Consider the following 15,486-nt stretch of genomic DNA (forward strand, 5'->3'; position numbering starts at 1 on the left):
CCGCCGCCCCCCCCCGGCCATCTGGGGGGGGCCCCCCGCCCCGCCCCCCCGCCCCCCCGGGCGGGCCGGCTCTGCTTCTGCTTGTGCGACCGGGTCAGTCGTCCCGGCGGGCCGGGTCCGTGCGGCCCTGGGTCGGGTTCGTCCCGCGGCCGCCGTCGCGGGCCGGGGCGTCCGGCTTCGCCGTCCTGCGATGGCTCGTGTCGCACCACGGGTAGCGGCGGCTGCGCCGGCAGGTGCACAGCGCGACACGGAAGCGGTCGGAGGAGACGGTGGTGCCGTCCTCCAGCTCCACCTCCACCGGGCCCTCCACCAGCAGCGGGCCGGGGCGCTGGACCTTGATCCTGCGGGGCGGTTCAGACGGGGAGTTCGGCACGGACCACCACCAGTTCCTCGCTCGTGTCCTCGGCGGACAACAGCCCCCGCGCCCGCAGCCAGCCCTGCCGCTCGCGCAGCACCGGTCCGAAGCCGATCCGGTGGCGCCGGGTCACCGACGCCTTCAGCCCGGCCGCACGCAGACAGGTCAGGGTCTGTTCCGGGTCGCTCAGCGCGGAGTGGACGATCAGCAGGATCCCGCCGGGGCGCAGCAGGCCGGGCGCCTCGCGGCAGATCCGGTCCAGCAGCAGCCTGCCGTCGCCTCCCGCGTCCCAGGCGCGGGCCGCCCCGCGCGGCGTCCGGGGGCCCTCGGGGGCCGGAACGTAGGGCGGGTTGGCCACGATGAGGTCGAAAGACTGCCCGCGCACCGGCTCGAACAGGTTTCCGCGCCGGATGCGCAGCCGCAGACCGGACCGCCAGGCGTTCAGCCGAGCGCTCCACACCGCCCGCCGCGACACGTCGACGGCTGTCACCCGCATACCGAGGCGGGCGGCCTCCAGGGCCAGCGCGCCACTGCCGGTTCCCACGTCCAGCACGGCCGCGCCCCGAGGGAGCGGCTCGTCACACAGCGCCCCGGCCAGGAGCCGGGTGTCGTCCTGAGGGGCGTACACGCCCGGGAGCACCAGAGGAGTCACGGGCGTCGAGTTCCCCCTCGATCAGGAAATATGAGGGACTTCTGTGGCGGTCGGGGCGTCCAGGGGCGTCCGCAGGGAGGAGGCGCCCGTACGCCAGGCGTCCAGCAGGCGGTCGGCGAGGCGGCCCTCGAGGTATTCGGTGGCGTCGATGCCGAAGACCACGTCGGGCGCGAGGTGCGGTTCGTCCGCGAGCAGGCCGTCGATCACCTCGTGGCGGACGATCTGCTCGTGCACGGCGTCCGCCTCCACGTGCTCGTCGTAGAAGAACACGGCGGCCGGGCCCGCGCCCGCGCGGCGCATCGCCTCCGCGAGCCGCCGGGAGCCGGGGGAGGAGGTGATCTCCACGTCGGCGAAGTGGCCCACCAGGGCGCCGCGCAGTTCGCGGTGCAGGCCGAAGAGCGACATCAGGTTCACGACGGCCAGCATCTGAGCGCAGGCCGCGTCCAGGTAGCGGCCGTACGTGGTGTCCAGGCCGAGGTCCGTCATCAGGTCGGCGAACAGGCGGGCGTGCACCCGGTCGGCCCGGCCGCCGCCGAACTCGTCGAACTCCACGGCCGCCATCGCCGCCTTGGCCCGCCCCGTCAGCCGGGGCAGCACCCAGGCGTGCGGGTCGGCCTCCTTCAGGTGGTACAGGGAGCGGTGCGCCGCGTACTCGCGCAGCTGCCACAGCTCGCCCTTCTCGCACAGGTGGTGGCTGACGCCGGTGCCGTCGGCCGGTTCCACCAGCAGGTCGCCGACGGCCTCCTCGACGCTGTCGTGCACCGGTGTGTCCGCGCGCAGCGCCGCCAGGAAGCGGTGCTCCAGCGCGGCCCGGGTGCGCAGCAGGCCGGGGTCCCACTCCCGGTCGTCGGGCACCCCGGCGAAGCCCCGGTAGTGCAGCTCGTAGCACAGGTACAGAGCGAGCTGCAGGTCGTCGCCGTACGGGTCCGCGCCGGCCACCGTGGGGGCGGCGGGCAGCGGACCGGTGCCGCGCAGATGGTCCAGTACGGCCCCGGACAGGGGGCCACGGGCCGACGGCAGCCGAGGTCCTCGGAGATCATGTGCCATGCCGCCTGGGTACCCGGGCCCGCTGAAGACACGCGTGGCACCCCGGCCGGCCCACCCCGGCCGGGGTGCCACGCGCGCCCGCGCACACGCGAGCCGGGGCCCGGAAACGGATACGGGTCCCGGCTCGGGACGACGGGCCGCACGGCGGCCGCACGGCGTGCCCCCGCCGTGCGGCCCGCCCGCGCGTTCAGTCGCCCTGCGACTCCTCCTCGGCGTGGACGTTGGGCGTGATGGCCTCCCCGGCCTCGCCCCGGCGCCGCTCGTCCCGCTCGTCGTGCGTGACGCGCTTCTCGGCGTCCTCCACCTCGCGCAGGACCTCGCCCAGGGCGGTCTCGGGGCGGCGGTTGGTGTCCTCGGCCATGTCGTGGTTCTCCTCGCTCTCACCGTTCACTTCGTCACCGTCGCGATCCGCAGCGGCACCGGGCCGGGCGGTGCCGCGCCCTCGGCCCGACGGCAGATCTCCGCCCACCAGGACGGACCGTCCTCGATATGCCGCAGCATCACGCCCTCGCGGATCGCCCACGGACAGACCACGACCGCTCGCAGTCCGGTCAGCTTCATCGCCGTGTGCCCGACCACCGCACCGGCGAGGCTCTGGGCGGAGCGCGGCGCGGAGATGCCGGGCAGCGCGGCCCGTTCCGCGGCCGGCAGCTCGGCCAGCCGGGCGGCGGCCCGGCGCAGGTCCGCGCGGCGCAGTTCCCGTTCCACGAACGGCCCGTGCCGTCCGGGCGCCGCCCCGCACAGCCGCCCCAGCTGCTGGAACGTGCGCGACGTGGCGGCCGCAGTGCGCGGGCCCTCCCAGCGGATCCGCGCCGCCACGTCCCGCAGTTGGTGGCGTACCCGGCGGCGCAGCGCCTTCAGCTGTTCCGGCGCCGGCGGATCCTGGCCGCCCTCGAGGAACTCATGGGTCAGCCGCGCCGCGCCCAGCGGCAGCGACGCCACGAAGTCCGGCAGCCGGCCGCGCCCGAAGGCGACCTCGAGCGACCCGCCGCCGATGTCCAGCAGCGCCAGCGGTCCCGACCGCCAGCCCATCCAGCGCCGCGCCGCGAGAAACGTCAGCTCGGCCTCCAGCTCACCCGGCAGCGTGCACAGCTCCACACCCGTGCGGGCCCGCACCTCGCGCAGGACCTCGCCCCGGTTCGGCGCGGCGCTCACGACCGCGGTCGCGAACGCCAGCGGCCCCGCCGCGCCCCACTTCGCCGCCGTCCGGCCCGCCCCGGCGACCGCCTCGGCGAGCTGCTCCACGTCCTCCTCGGGGATCGGGTTCCCGGGTCTGACCCGTTGCCCCAGCCTGAGTCGCCATTTGGCGGTGTGCACCGGCAGCGGCACCCCGCCTTCCGCGTCCGCCACCACCAGCCGGACCGTGTTCGATCCGACGTCCACCACACTCATCCGCATGGCGTGGCGGGTACCCAGCGCGGCGGGATCATGCCGGAACGCATCGGCCCATTCCTTGACCGGCATATAACCGTGGAGGCATATTGGAGTTTATGTCCGACGGCATCTCGTTGTGGACCGCCCTCGCCGACCCGCACCGGCGCGCCATCGTCGCGCTGCTTCTGGAGCGGCCCCGGTCCGTCGGCGAGATCGTCGAGGCCCGCGGACTGAGCCAGCCCAGCACCTCCAAGCACCTGAAGGTGCTCAGACAGGCCGGTCTGGTCCGGGTACGGCAGGACGCGCAGCGCCGCGTCTACGCCCTCGACCCGGCCCCGATCGCCGCGCTGGACGCCTGGCTCGCCCCCTACCGCAGGCTGTGGAACACGAGCCTGGACGCCCTCGGCCGCCACCTCGACGGCGCGCCGGACGCGTCCGGGAACACCGGGGCCCCCGAGCTTCGGCCGCCCCCCACCCCGAAGGACTGATCCGCCATGGCCGCCGACCTCACCGGTACGTACCTCATCCTCGACGACGGCCGCCCCGCCGTCCGCTTCAGCCGCACCTACGACCACCCCGTGGACCGCGTCTGGCGTTTCGTCACCGACCCGGACGAACTCGCCCGGTGGTTCCCCGCCCGCGCCGCGTTCGACCTGCGCCCCGGCGGCACCGTCACCTTCCGCGGCGACCCGAACATGCCGGAGTCCACCGGCCGGGTCATCGCGGTCGACCCCCCGCGGCACCTGTCCTTCTCCTGGGGCGACGACGAACTCCACTTCGACCTGGAGGAACTCACCGGGGGACGCACCCTCTTCACCCTCACCGACGTCCTCGCCGCACCGGACACCGCCGCCCGCAACGGCGCCGGCTGGGAGGTGTGCCTCGCCGCACTCGACGCCGCCGCGCGCGGCGAACGCCTCCAGGGCCCGCACGCCGGTCCCACCGCCGACTGGAAGGCGCTCTACGCCGCCTACATCGACGCGGGCGTCCCCTCCGGCGCCCCCGTACCCGGCCTGGACTGACCCGCAGCGCCGCAGGAAAGCGTCACGCCATCTGACGCCGCACCAGCTCGTGCAGCCGCCCTCCCGTGTCGGCGAGCAGCTGCGCGGGCGGCCCCTGCTGGGCAACCCTGCCGTTCTCCATCACGATCACGCGGTCCGCGTCCAGCACCGTCGACAGACGGTGAGCGATCACGATCCGGGTCGCGTTCAGCGCCTTCGTCGACTCGATCACCGTGCGCTGCGTCTCGTTGTCCAGGGCGCTGGTCGCCTCGTCGAAGAACAGGATCCGCGGGCGCCTGATCAGCGCCTGCGCGATCATCAGCCGCTGCCGCTGCCCGCCGGAGATCGCCCCGTTGCCGGCGACGATGGTGTGCAGGCCCATCGGCATCCGCTGGATGTCCTCCGCGAGCCCCGCCAACTCGGCCGCCGCCATCGCCTCCTCCGGCGTGTACGGCTCGGTGCCGCAGATGACGTCAAGGATCGAGCCGGTGAACGGCTGCGCGTGCTGCAGCACCACCCCGCACTGCCGCCGTACCGCGGACTGGTCGAGGGCGGCCAGGTCCTGCCCGTCGTACAGGACGCTCCCCGAGACCGGCTTGTCGAAGCCGATGAGCAGGCGCAGCAGGGTCGACTTGCCGCAGCCGCTCGGGCCGACGACCGCCACGAACTCGCCCGGGCGCACCTCGAACGACACGTCGTCCAGGACGAGCGGCCCGTCGTCGGAGTAGCGGAACGACAGCCGGCGCGCCTCGATCGCCCCGGACAGCGGGCCCGGCCGGGTGCTCGCCGCGGCCACCTCCGGCGCGGCCTGAAGCACCGGCCTGATCTCCTCGAACAGCGGCAGCGCGGCCACCGCGGAGACGAACGCGCCGGTCAGCTGGGTGACCGAGGTCAGCAGCATCGTCACCGACGTGTTGAAGGTCAGGAAGTCGGCCGCCGACAGCGCGCCGCGCGCCGGGCCGGCCAGCAGCATGAACATCACCAGCGAGCACAGGGGCAGATACACCGCGCCCAGCACCGAGTTGAGATTCTTGATGCGCCCGAGCCGCTGCTGCAGTTCACGGCTGCGCGCGAACTGAGACGCCCACGCCGCGTACGCGTAGTTCTCGGCCGCCGCCACCCGTAGCTTCGGCAGTCCGCGCAAGGTCTGGAAGGCCTGGTTGTTCAGCTTGTTGGAGAGCACCACCAGCTTGCGCTGCCAGCGCACCTGCCACAGCCCCAGCGCCGTGAACACGCCCGCGATCACCACCAGCATGCCGATCGCCGCCATGGCCATGGGCACGCTGTACCACAGCAGCAGTCCCAGGTTCATCGCGCCGATGGTGACCGACTGCGCCACCGACGGGCCGACGCCCGCCAGCAGCCGGCGCATCGCGCTGACGCCCATCGCCGCGCTCGCCAGCTCGCCCGTGGAGCGCTGTGCGAAGAACGTCGTCGGCAGCCGCAGCAGCCTGTCCCACACGGCCGGTTGCAGCGTGGCCTCGATGCGTCCCTCCAACCGCAGGATGGTGAGGTTCTGCAGCAGCATGAACGCCGCCGCCACCACACTGGAGACCATCACCGCCAGGCACACCTGCACGATCGGCCCGGACTGCGCCCGCGGCACGTACTCGCCGAGCACCCGGCCCGTCGCCACCGGCACCAGCGCGCCGATCGCCACCGTCACCAGCCCGGCCAGCAGCAGCCACGTCAGGTCCGAGCGGGTGCCGCGCAGTGTGAACCGCATCAGCCCCAGCGGTCCGAGTCCCTTCTCGGGCAGCGGCCGGTAGAACATCACCGCGCGCGGCTCGAACTCCCCGGCGTTCGCCTTCTCCACCGGTGTCTCCCGTCCGGTCGACGGGTGGACGGCGACATAGCCGCCGCGCCGCCACAGCAGCGCCACCGGCGCACCGGACAGCGCCCGGTGACCGACCAGCGGGCCCGCGTTCTCCCGCCACCAGCGGCCGTGCAGGCGTACCGCGCGCGTGCGCAGCCGCGAGGCGAGCGCGACCCGCTCGACCGGGTCGAGGCGGTCGTCACCGGTGCCGGACTGCGGCGGTGCGGTCAGCGTGATCCCGGCGGCCTCGGCGACCAGCTTGCACGCCGCGTAGGTGGCGTCCGCGTCGGCGGACGTGGTGCGCTTGGCCGAGGCGCGCCCGATGGAGGCGAGCAGCGTCCGGTCGGCCTGGGCGCGCACCGCCTCACCGGCCTTGATGCCGGCGGCCGTGCGGGTCTCGTGGGTGCGCTCCAGCTGCTCGATCCAGCGGTCCAGGGTGGCCAGCAGCCGGTACTGCTGATCGACCATGCCCTGCCACACCGCCGGGTCCATCAGCAGATCGGCGGCCGCCTCCTGGCCGTACAGGGAGCCGTACTGGACGCTGCCGGGCGGCACCTGCATCCAGAACACGTCGTCGTCCTCCCCCATGCTCGAATACGCTCGCACGGGGGCGCCCCCACCCTCCGCCGGGCGTTCGTCGGCCATCGGCGCCTGGAACAGGATCGACAGACCGCGGCCCACGCCGAGCGCGAGGGCGTACTCCAGCGGGCTCGTCGTCGGCGGCACGTACTGGGGGTTGCCGTACTCGTCGTAGGACCAGGTCTGCGTCTGCGCGGGCTGGTACAGCTCGCGCAGCGCGATGCGGTGCACGACGCAGTCGCGCACCGGGCGGGCGACGAGCGTGTGCTGGGGACCTGCGACCGGGCCGAGCAGCAGCGAGCCCGCCTCCAGCCGGCCCAGGTGGTGCCAGTGGCCCTGCTGGGCGGCGTCCACCGCGAACAGGTCCAGCGCCCCGGCCGCGACCAGCCACAGCGTCTGCGGACCTTCCAGGTCCAGCCGGCCCAGGCCCGCGCAGTGCAGCGGCGTGCCCAGCTGCCCGAACGCGCCGAGTACCGGGTCGCCTTCGTGTACGGCCGTCATCTCACCGCTCCCTGACCAGCGCCGCGTACGCGCCGCCGCGTGCCACCAGCTCCTCGTGCCGCCCGCGCTCCACGATCTGGCCGTGCTGGAGCACGACGATCTCGTCGCTGTCGCGCACCGTGCTCAGCCGGTGCGCGATCACCACGCAGGCGCAGCCGCGGCGGCGCAGATTGTCCATCACGATCTGCTCGGTCTCCGCGTCCAGGGCGCTGGTGACCTCGTCCAGGACGAGGATGCTCGGGCGGCGCACCAGGGCCCGCGCGATCTCCAGCCGCTGGCGCTGCCCGCCGGAGAAGTTGCGGCCGTCCTGCTCCACGCGGCTGTGGATGCCGCCGGGCCGGCGCATCACCACGTCGTACAGGGCGGCGTCGCGCAGCGCCTCCAGCACGGCGTCGTCGGGGATCGACGGGTCCCACAGCGCCACGTTGTCGCGGACGGTTCCCTCGAAGAGGAACACGTCCTGGTCGACGAAGGACACCGAGGCCGCGAGCGCGCCCCGCGGGATGTCCTCCAGGCGCTGACCGTCGATGCGGATCACGCCCTCCCACGGTGTGTACAGGCCCGCGATCAGCCGGGACACCGTCGACTTGCCGCTGCCCGAGCCGCCCACCAGGGCCACCTGCCGGCCGGGGCCCACGGTCAGGTCGAAGCCGGTCAGCAGCGGCTTGTCGAGCGGGCTGTAGCCGAAGGTGATGTTCTGCAGCTCGACATGGCCGTGCAGCCGGCGTGTGGCGTCCGCCCCGCTCTTGCGGTCGTACAGCGGATCGGCCCGGAAGTTCTCCACGTCCTTCAGCCGGGCCACGTCCGCGGCGAAGTCCTGGATGCGCCCCGCGACGCCGTTCAGCCGGGTCAGGGGAGCGGTGAACCGGGTCACCAGCGCCTGGAAGGCGACCAGCAGACCGACCGAGATGTGCCCCTCGATGGCCCGCATGCCGCCGATCCACAGGATCAGCGCGCTGTTCAGCGTGGCGAGCGTCGGCGCGACCACGCCCAGCCAGGCGCTCGGCACGCCGAGCCGCTGCTGCTCCTCCAGCGTGGTGGCGTGCTGCCCGGCCCACTTGCGGAAGTAGCCGTCCTCGCCACCGGTCGCCTTCATCGTCTCGATCAGCTGCAAGCCGGTGTAGGCGGTGTTCGTCAGCCGGGCGCTGTCCGCGCGCAGCTTCGCCGTGCGCGTCGCCCGCAGCCGGATGACCACCCGCATGGCGACGACGTTCAGCAGGGCGACGCCGATGCCGACGACCGTCAGCTGCGGGTCGTAGGTGTACAGCAGGAGCGCGTAGAGCACGACGACCACCGCGTCCACGCCCGCCGCCGCCAGATCACGGGACAGGGTCTCGGCGACCTGGTCGTTGGACTGCAGCCGCTGCACCAGGTCGGCCGGGCTGCGCTGGGAGAAGAAGGTCACCGGCAGCCGCAGCAGATGCCGCAGGAAGCGGGCGCTGGAGAGCGTCGAGGAGATGATCCGGCCGTGGTGCAGGTTCGCCTGCTGCAGCCAGGTCAGTGCGACCGTGAGCGCGACGCACGCCGCCATGGACGTGAACAGCACGCCCAGCAGCGAGGTCTGACCGCCGATCAGGAACATGTCGATATAGGTGCGGCTCAGCGCCGGGACCGCGGCGCCCACCAGCACCAGCAGCAGGCTCGCCAGTACCGCGGCCGGCAGGGTGCCCGCGGTGCCCGTCAGCCGGGCGGGCATCGCGCCCCACACGCCGGGCCTGCGACCGCCGGTGCTGAAGTTCTCGCCCGGCTCCATCACCAGCACCACACCGGTGAAGCTGCCGTCGAAGTCCTCCAGGGTCACGAACCGGCGGCCCTTGGCGGGGTCGTTGACGAACACGCCGCGGCGGCCGAAGCGGCGGCCCATCCCGTCGTAGACGACGTAGTGGTTGAACTCCCAGAACAGGATCGCGGGTGCCTTGACCTCGGCGAGTGCCGCCAGGTCCATCTGCATGCCCTTGGCGGTCAGGCCGTAACTGCGCGCGGCCTTCAGCAGGTTGGAGGCGCGCGAGCCGTCGCGGGAGACGCCGCAGGCGATGCGCAGCTCCTCCAGCGGGACGTGCCGGCCGTGGTGGCCGAGCACCATCGCCAGGGAGGCGGCGCCGCACTCCACGGCCTCCATCTGCAGCACGGTCGGGGTGCGCACGGTCTTCCTGCGCGGCTTCGGCACGGACCGCTTGGGCGGGGCGGCGCGGCGGCGGCCCCGGGTCTCGGGTGCGGCGGTGGTCACGGCAGCAGCCAATCGACGGGACGCTGATCGGCCAGGTGGATCGAACCCGTGGCCAGGGTCATGGAGGTCAGGGGGTACGGCGGCCCGTCCGCGGAGGACCAGCGGTAGCCGCTCTTCGTGCGTGACGACGTGTCCAGCTCGACCGTGACGGCGACCGGGCGGCCCTTCTTCGTGAACTGCTCGCCGAGCTGGCTGTCCCCGAGGAACGCGCCGATGGCCTGCGCCGACTGGGCGGTGCGGTCCACGGACTTCACATGGCCGCGCAGTACGCCGTACTGCTGGGCCGGCACCGTCTGCACGGTGAGGTCAACGGCGGCGTGCGCGGGGATGGTGGAGGCGTTCTCCGCCGGGACGTACACGGTCGCGTAGAGCGGGTCGCCGGCGTGGGCGACCTTCTCCACGGCCGCGACGTTCGCGCCGGTGGAGATGATCTGCCCGATGGTGGCGGCGAGCGCCGTGATCCGGCCCGCCGCGACCGTGCGGACCGTGGTCTCGCCCTCGGCCGTACGGACCTTCAGCACCGGAGCGTCGGCGGGCAGCCGCGCGCCCTCCTCGGCGAGGACCGCCGTCACCTGTCCCGCGACCGGGCTCTGCAGGACGTAACTGCCCTCTCCGTGCGTGAGAACGGCCGCCGCGCTGACCGTGGAGGCCACGGATCCGGTCACCGCCCACACCGAGGCGGCCACGATCGCGACCACCGTCACCGACAGCACGAGCCAGCCCTGCGGGCGGGCGAGACGCACCGGAAGATCGAGCTCCTCCGGCGACTGGAGCTTGGTGAGGGCCTGTTGGCGGAACTGCACGGTCACCTACATCGGGAACGGAGACCCCGGGCACACCCGTGGGTCCCGGAGCCGGGGGGCGGCTTCCGGGACCCGGGGGGCACAAAGGGTGCGATCAGAGACCGGCGACCAGGTTGGTGACCGGGGCGACGTTCAGGCCGGTGACACCCTCGACGGTGCCGACGGCCGTGTCCACCAGGCCGGCGACCGGGGCAACGCCGTTGACGGCACCGGTGACGGTGTTCAGGGCGTTGACGGACAGACCGCCGGAGACGTTGTCGAGCTCGGCGTCGGAGATCTCGACGGTCTCAACCTGGGGGGTGGAGTTCATGATGGAACTTCCCTTCGTATGGGTATTTCACAAGGGGGTACCGGGGGCCACGGGGGATCCCTGCGGTGCGTTGGATAAAAGCACGCGGTGACCGCGCGATTCCAATCAACCATCGCTCTCACCTGGGCACTTGTGCCGCTCGCCGACCCAAAGGTGCAGGCGTGCGCACGCCGCGTCGGCGACTTCTTCACACCGTGCTCCGCTTCGTCGCACACCTCCGCTTGCCGCCCGCCGGCCGAATCGGACACATGACGCAAACGAAAACCGGGCGCCGTGCGGTTGTGCAGATCTGCCGCGCCCGGTGGCCTGGTTGAGCATTCGATGTGCAGATTCCCTGAAGCAGATATTCCGTTACGTGTCCGCAACCGACCGTCGCCGGACCGATACCGATCGTGTCAGCCGAGCAGCGCGTACACCGTGGTCGCGTGCGCGGCCAGCTCGCCCGACTCCGCATCGACGAGGGAGACGTCCGCGAAGGCCATCCGGCGGCCCAGCTTGGTGAGCACCGCCGTGATCAGGACATCCGCCCCCGTCACGGCGCGCTGGAAGGACGTCGACTGCTGCACGGTCGTCATCGGGACGTAGCCGCCGCGCGCCGCCGACACGGCGAGCACGGTCGCCGTGTCGGCGGCCGCCATCAGCGCCTGCCCCGACAGCGCCCCGCCCTCCCGGGCCAGCCGGTCCGACCAGGGCAGCCGCAGCACCGCCCGGCCCGCCTCGATCTCCTGCACCGACAGCCCCAGCTCCAGCACCCAGGGCGCGAAGTTGCCGGCCAGGATCTTGTCCGCTTCCGCGGTGGTCATCGTCATGCAGGGGATTGTTCCCAGGCGGCGCGCGCCACGCCCGTGTCCTGGCCGAACCGCCGTCCACCCTGCGGCCGAATCGCCATTCACCCCGCGACCGAATCACCCTCCGCGCCACGTGAGTTGACGCACCGCGTTGAACGCCTGGCCCGCCTCCTGCGTACCAACGGCCATCCAGGCGCCGCTGACAGGGCCCCGACCCCCACAACCCCCCAGGAGGGCGAGAAGGTTGAGTCACAAGCGAATCCCGAAGCGCAAGGCAGCCATGGCGGCAGGCGGTGTGGCGGCGCTCGGCGCGGCGGCGATCCTGCTGCCCCAGGCCAACGCCTCACAGGACGGCGCCTCGAGCACGCCGGCCCCCCGCACGCTCAAGGCGGCCGACGCCCAGGGCCTGGCCGCGCAGCTCTCCGGACTGCTGGGCGACTCCTTCGCCGGCTCCTACTACGACGCGGGCAAGCGCCAACTCGTCGTCAACGTCGTCCCCGGCGACAACGACAACGTCGTCGCGCAGGCCAAGAAGGCGGGCGCGGCCGTCCGCGAGGTCGCCCACAGCCTGGCCGCCCTCGAGTCGGGCGCCCACACGCTGAAGGCGCAGGCCTCCATACCCGGCACCGCCTGGGCGATCGACCCGCGCACGAACAAACTCCGGGTCACCGCCGACCGCACCGTCACCGGCGCGCGGTGGGACCGGCTCCAGGCGACCGTGCGGAGCCTGGGCCCCGGCATGGCCACCGTGCAGAAGTCCGCCGGCACCTTCAAGACCTTCGTCTCCGGCGGCGACGCCATCTTCGGCGGCGGGGCGCGCTGCTCCCTCGGCTTCAACGTCACGGCGTCCGACGGCTCGCCCGCCTTCCTGACGGCCGGTCACTGCGGGGTCGCCGCCAAGCAGTGGTCCGACGCCCAGAACGGACAGCCGATCGCCACCGTCGACCAGGCCGTCTTCCCCGGCAACGGCGACTTCTCCATCGTGAAGTACGACGACCCGAACACGCAGGCGCCGAGCGAGGTGAACGTCGGCGGCGGGCAGACCGTGCAGATCAGCCAGGCCGCGGACGCGACCGTCGGACAGCAGGTCTTCCGGATGGGCAGTACGACGGGACTGCACGACGGGCAGGTCCTCGGCCTCGACGCCACCGTCAACTACCCCGAGGGCACGGTCACCGGGCTCATCCAGACGAACGTGTGCGCCGAACCCGGCGACAGCGGCGGCTCCCTGTTCACCCAGGACGGCCTCGCGGTCGGGCTCACCTCCGGCGGCAGCGGCGACTGCACCTCCGGCGGGGAGACGTTCTTCCAGCCGGTCACGACGGCACTGCAGGCGACGGGAGCGACGCTGGGCGCGGGCGGCGGTTCCGCTGCCGGAACCGGCGGCGCGGGCCAGGGCGCGGGCGATCAGCAGACGGGCGGTGACCAGCAAGCGGGCGGTGACCAGCAGACGGGCGGTAACCAGCAGGCGGGCGGTGACCAGTCCGGCAGCGGCACGGGCGACGGTTCCGGCGCTCAGGACGCCTCCGGCACGGGCGACGGCTCCGGCGCTCAGGACGGCTCCGGCACGGGCGACGGTTCCGGCGCTCAGGATGGCTCCGGCGCGGGCGACGGTTCCGCCTCGGGCGTCGGCTCCGGTGCCCAGGAAGGTTCCGGCGCGTCGGACGGCTCCGCGCTCACCGGGAGCAACTGACCTCGCCCCACCCCAAACCCCCTGACCGGCCTCACCCGCGGTTCCCGGCCGGCAGGGGAGACGGTCCGGCCCTCCGGTGGGAGGGCCGGACCGCTCACAGCGCCGCACACCCCCGGGTCCCCGCCGCCATCTCACCGCGCCCGGAGCAGCATCAGCGCCACGTCGTCGATCCGCTCCTCCCCGGCCGCGTACTGCGCGACGAGACCGTCGGCGAGTTCGTCCAGGGGCACGTCCCCGCAGTCGGCGAGCCGCTCGGACAGCTCGGCCAGCGCGTCCCCGATGTCGGTGCCCGGGGACTCGATCAGCCCGTCGGTGTACAGCAGGAGCAACGCGCCCGGCGCCAGTCCGACCTCGGTCGTCGCGTACGCGGCGGCCATGTCGATGCCCAGCAGCGGACCGCCCGCCCGGTCGAGCACCTTCACCCGCCCGTCCGGCCGGCGCAGCAGCGGCGGCGGATGCCCGGCCCGCGCCATCACCGCGCGCCCATGCCCCGGGTCGAGCCGCAGATACAGGCAGGACGCGAACAGCTCGGAGCCGAGCTCGATCAGCAGCCGGTTGGTGGCGCTCATGACCTCACCCGGGCTGTGCCCGACGGTCGTGTACGCCCGCACCGCCGTGCGGATCTGCCCCATCAGCCCCGCCGCCGTCACGTTGTGCCCCTGCACGTCGCCGATGACCGCCGCCGCCAGCGGCGGGGAGGGCACCAGATCGTAGAAGTCGCCGCCGATGTCCATCCCGCGGGTCGCGGGAAGGTAGCGGGCGGCGGCGTCGATGCCGGGCAGCCGCGGCAGCGAGTGCGGCAGCAGCGCCTCCTGCAGCCCCTGCGCCAGCTGGTGCTTGACGTCGTACAGCAGGGCACGTTCCAGGGCCTGCGCGATCAGCCCTCCCAGACTCGTCAGCACTGCCCGCTCGTCGGCCGGGAAGGGATGCGGCTCGGCGTAGGCGAGGACGCAGGTGCCGACCGGCCGGCCGGAGGCGATGAGCGGCAGGTACGCCCAGGCCGCGAAGCCGTCAGGGGTGGCATGGCGGGACGGGTACAGCCGCTCCAGCTCCGGCTGCGAGGCGAAGAACCCCGGCACCCCGCTGGTGAGGGCCTGCACACCGGGCGTCGGCTCGGTCAGCGGGGTGCCGTCGAACCGCTCCACGATGTGCGCGTCCGGGTAGCCGCGATGTCCCAGCACGTGCAGCCGGCCGGCCCGCGAGCCGAGCAGCACCACGGCCCGGCTCCCGATGGCCGGGCCCAGCTCCTGTGCCACCAGCTCCACCACGTCCTGCACGCCCACCGCCTCGGTCAGCGCGCCGGCCAGGCTCAGCACCTGCGAGATGGTCACCAGCCGGGACGGGGCGTCCCCGGGCTGCGGACCGGCCCGGTACAGCTCCGACACCGCCCGGGCCCGGGAGATGCGCACGCTCAGCCCGGTCGTGCTCGGATACAGGCGGAACGACAGCCAGGTGCCGGGTGGGCGCATCGCCACGAACGACGTGACCTGCTGGCTGATCAGCGCGGCCCGGTAGCGGTCCTCGTACATCGGATCGCGCAGCCAGGGCAGCGTGGCCCACGGCTGGTTGCCGAGCAGCGTGGCGACGTCGACCCCCAGCAGCTCGGCCGCCGCCGCGTTGGCGAAGGAGACATGGCCGTTCAGATCCAGCGAGCACAGCCCGTACGGCAGCCGCGCCACCATCCTGGCCGCCTCGGCCGAGCCGAGCGAGCCGGTCAGGCCCTCCGGGGGCGGCGTGGCGAGCAGGTCGGGTTCGGGCCGCAGCGGCCGGCCCTCGGTGGCGGCCCGCTCCAGCTGCCGTGCGAGACGGTCGCAGGCCTGGGCCAGCCGCCGCAGGTCGTCCTCCTGCGGCTCGGCCGGACGCCCGCCGGGCCAGGTGACGAACACCGCCCCGTACACCGTGGAGTCGGTGGCCACCGGCAGCGCGGCCAGCCCGAAGGGGTAGGGGAGCACCACCGAGATGCGGGGGTAGCGGCGGGCCATCTCCTCCTCGCCGCCCACCCAGACCGGGCGCCGCTCGCGGGCCGCCTCCGCGACCGGGATCGGGGCGCTCAGCCCCACCCGCTCCCACGGGGCGGCGAACGCCCGGGGCATCCCGACCATCACGGCCATCTCCAGCACCGGCTCGTCGGGAACCCGCAGGTACACCGCGCCCGAGTGCGCCCCCACGTCCTCCAGCATCGCCGTCAGGGCCAGCGACAGCAGCGGCCCGCCGCCGGGCTCCCGGTGGGCCGGCGCTGCCTGCCCGGGCGGCTGCCCGTCGCTCACGCCGACCACCTCCTCGCCCGCCCGCGTGGGCCGCGGACCCGACGTTGCACGGATTCCCCGCGGGCAGGCCGGA

General features: G+C 73.5%; 14 protein-coding genes. 3 read left to right on the forward strand and 11 right to left on the reverse strand.

Features of this window, described 5'->3' with window-relative positions; genetic code table 11:
* Positions 1 to 94: 94 nt before the first annotated feature.
* From AB0J12_RS32225 to AB0J12_RS32245, 5 genes are all read right to left on the reverse strand, one after another.
* Positions 95 to 373, reverse strand: coding sequence for a CDGSH iron-sulfur domain-containing protein (locus tag AB0J12_RS32225; RefSeq protein ID WP_363268130.1), 279 nt, complete (start codon positions 371 to 373; stop codon positions 95 to 97).
* On the reverse strand, positions 354 to 1,007 hold the full coding sequence (locus AB0J12_RS32230; RefSeq protein ID WP_363268131.1) for a HemK2/MTQ2 family protein methyltransferase: 654 nt from the start codon (positions 1,005 to 1,007) through the stop codon (positions 354 to 356). The genes AB0J12_RS32225 and AB0J12_RS32230 overlap by 20 nt, the downstream gene beginning before the upstream one ends.
* 21 nt (positions 1,008 to 1,028) lie before the next feature.
* On the reverse strand, positions 1,029 to 2,054 hold the full coding sequence (locus tag AB0J12_RS32235) for an iron-containing redox enzyme family protein (RefSeq protein ID WP_363268133.1): 1,026 nt from the start codon (positions 2,052 to 2,054) through the stop codon (positions 1,029 to 1,031).
* A 187-nt stretch (positions 2,055 to 2,241) separates the two neighbouring features.
* Positions 2,242 to 2,445 (reverse strand): hypothetical protein, encoded by a 204-nt coding sequence (locus AB0J12_RS32240; RefSeq protein ID WP_363268227.1) that lies wholly within the window; start codon positions 2,443 to 2,445, stop codon positions 2,242 to 2,244.
* Positions 2,442 to 3,452: a Ppx/GppA family phosphatase gene (locus tag AB0J12_RS32245; protein WP_363268134.1), complete on the reverse strand. Its 1,011-nt coding sequence runs from the start codon at positions 3,450 to 3,452 to the stop codon at positions 2,442 to 2,444. Before AB0J12_RS32245 ends, AB0J12_RS32240 begins: the two co-directional genes overlap by 4 nt.
* Positions 3,453 to 3,544: 92 nt before the next feature.
* Here AB0J12_RS32245 and AB0J12_RS32250 point away from each other — a divergent pair, with 92 nt between their 5' ends.
* Positions 3,545 to 3,916 carry a metalloregulator ArsR/SmtB family transcription factor gene (locus AB0J12_RS32250; protein ID WP_363268135.1) on the forward strand — a complete coding sequence of 124 codons (372 nt, stop codon included), beginning with the start codon at positions 3,545 to 3,547 and terminating at the stop codon, positions 3,914 to 3,916.
* 6 nt (positions 3,917 to 3,922) lie between these two features.
* Positions 3,923 to 4,450, forward strand: a complete 528-nt coding sequence (locus tag AB0J12_RS32255) for an SRPBCC family protein (protein WP_363268136.1) — start codon at positions 3,923 to 3,925, stop codon at positions 4,448 to 4,450.
* 22 nt (positions 4,451 to 4,472) lie between these two features.
* Here the strand turns inward: AB0J12_RS32255 and AB0J12_RS32260 are convergent, their stop codons facing one another.
* From AB0J12_RS32260 to AB0J12_RS32280, 5 genes are all read right to left on the reverse strand, one after another.
* The gene (locus tag AB0J12_RS32260) at positions 4,473 to 7,325 is read right to left on the reverse strand and encodes an NHLP bacteriocin export ABC transporter permease/ATPase subunit (protein WP_363268137.1); all 2,853 of its coding nucleotides are present in this window, start codon (positions 7,323 to 7,325) and stop codon (positions 4,473 to 4,475) included.
* A 1-nt stretch (position 7,326) separates the two neighbouring features.
* Positions 7,327 to 9,552: an NHLP family bacteriocin export ABC transporter peptidase/permease/ATPase subunit gene (locus tag AB0J12_RS32265; RefSeq protein ID WP_363268138.1), complete on the reverse strand. Its 2,226-nt coding sequence runs from the start codon at positions 9,550 to 9,552 to the stop codon at positions 7,327 to 7,329.
* Positions 9,549 to 10,355 carry an HlyD family efflux transporter periplasmic adaptor subunit gene (locus AB0J12_RS32270; protein ID WP_363268139.1) on the reverse strand — a complete coding sequence of 269 codons (807 nt, stop codon included), beginning with the start codon at positions 10,353 to 10,355 and terminating at the stop codon, positions 9,549 to 9,551. Before AB0J12_RS32270 ends, AB0J12_RS32265 begins: the two co-directional genes overlap by 4 nt.
* Before the next feature lie 94 nt (positions 10,356 to 10,449).
* Positions 10,450 to 10,665, reverse strand: a complete 216-nt coding sequence (locus AB0J12_RS32275) for a type A2 lantipeptide (protein WP_363268140.1) — start codon at positions 10,663 to 10,665, stop codon at positions 10,450 to 10,452.
* Positions 10,666 to 11,060: 395 nt separating this feature from the next.
* Positions 11,061 to 11,474 carry a PaaI family thioesterase gene (locus tag AB0J12_RS32280; RefSeq protein ID WP_363268141.1) on the reverse strand — a complete coding sequence of 138 codons (414 nt, stop codon included), beginning with the start codon at positions 11,472 to 11,474 and terminating at the stop codon, positions 11,061 to 11,063.
* Positions 11,475 to 11,697: 223 nt separating this feature from the next.
* Between AB0J12_RS32280 and AB0J12_RS32285 the strand changes: the two genes are divergently transcribed.
* Positions 11,698 to 13,146 carry a S1 family peptidase gene (locus AB0J12_RS32285; RefSeq protein ID WP_363268142.1) on the forward strand — a complete coding sequence of 483 codons (1,449 nt, stop codon included), beginning with the start codon at positions 11,698 to 11,700 and terminating at the stop codon, positions 13,144 to 13,146.
* Positions 13,147 to 13,277: 131 nt separating this feature from the next.
* On the opposite strand, the gene AB0J12_RS32290 is transcribed toward AB0J12_RS32285, so the two are convergent.
* Complete coding sequence (locus AB0J12_RS32290) at positions 13,278 to 15,413, reverse strand: SpoIIE family protein phosphatase (protein ID WP_363268143.1); 2,136 nt, start codon at positions 15,411 to 15,413, stop codon at positions 13,278 to 13,280.
* Between the last annotated feature and the right edge of the window lie 73 nt (positions 15,414 to 15,486).

Origin of the sequence: Streptomyces sp. NPDC049915 (assembly GCF_040656475.1) — a bacterium.
Classification (GTDB): domain Bacteria; phylum Actinomycetota; class Actinomycetes; order Streptomycetales; family Streptomycetaceae; genus Streptomyces.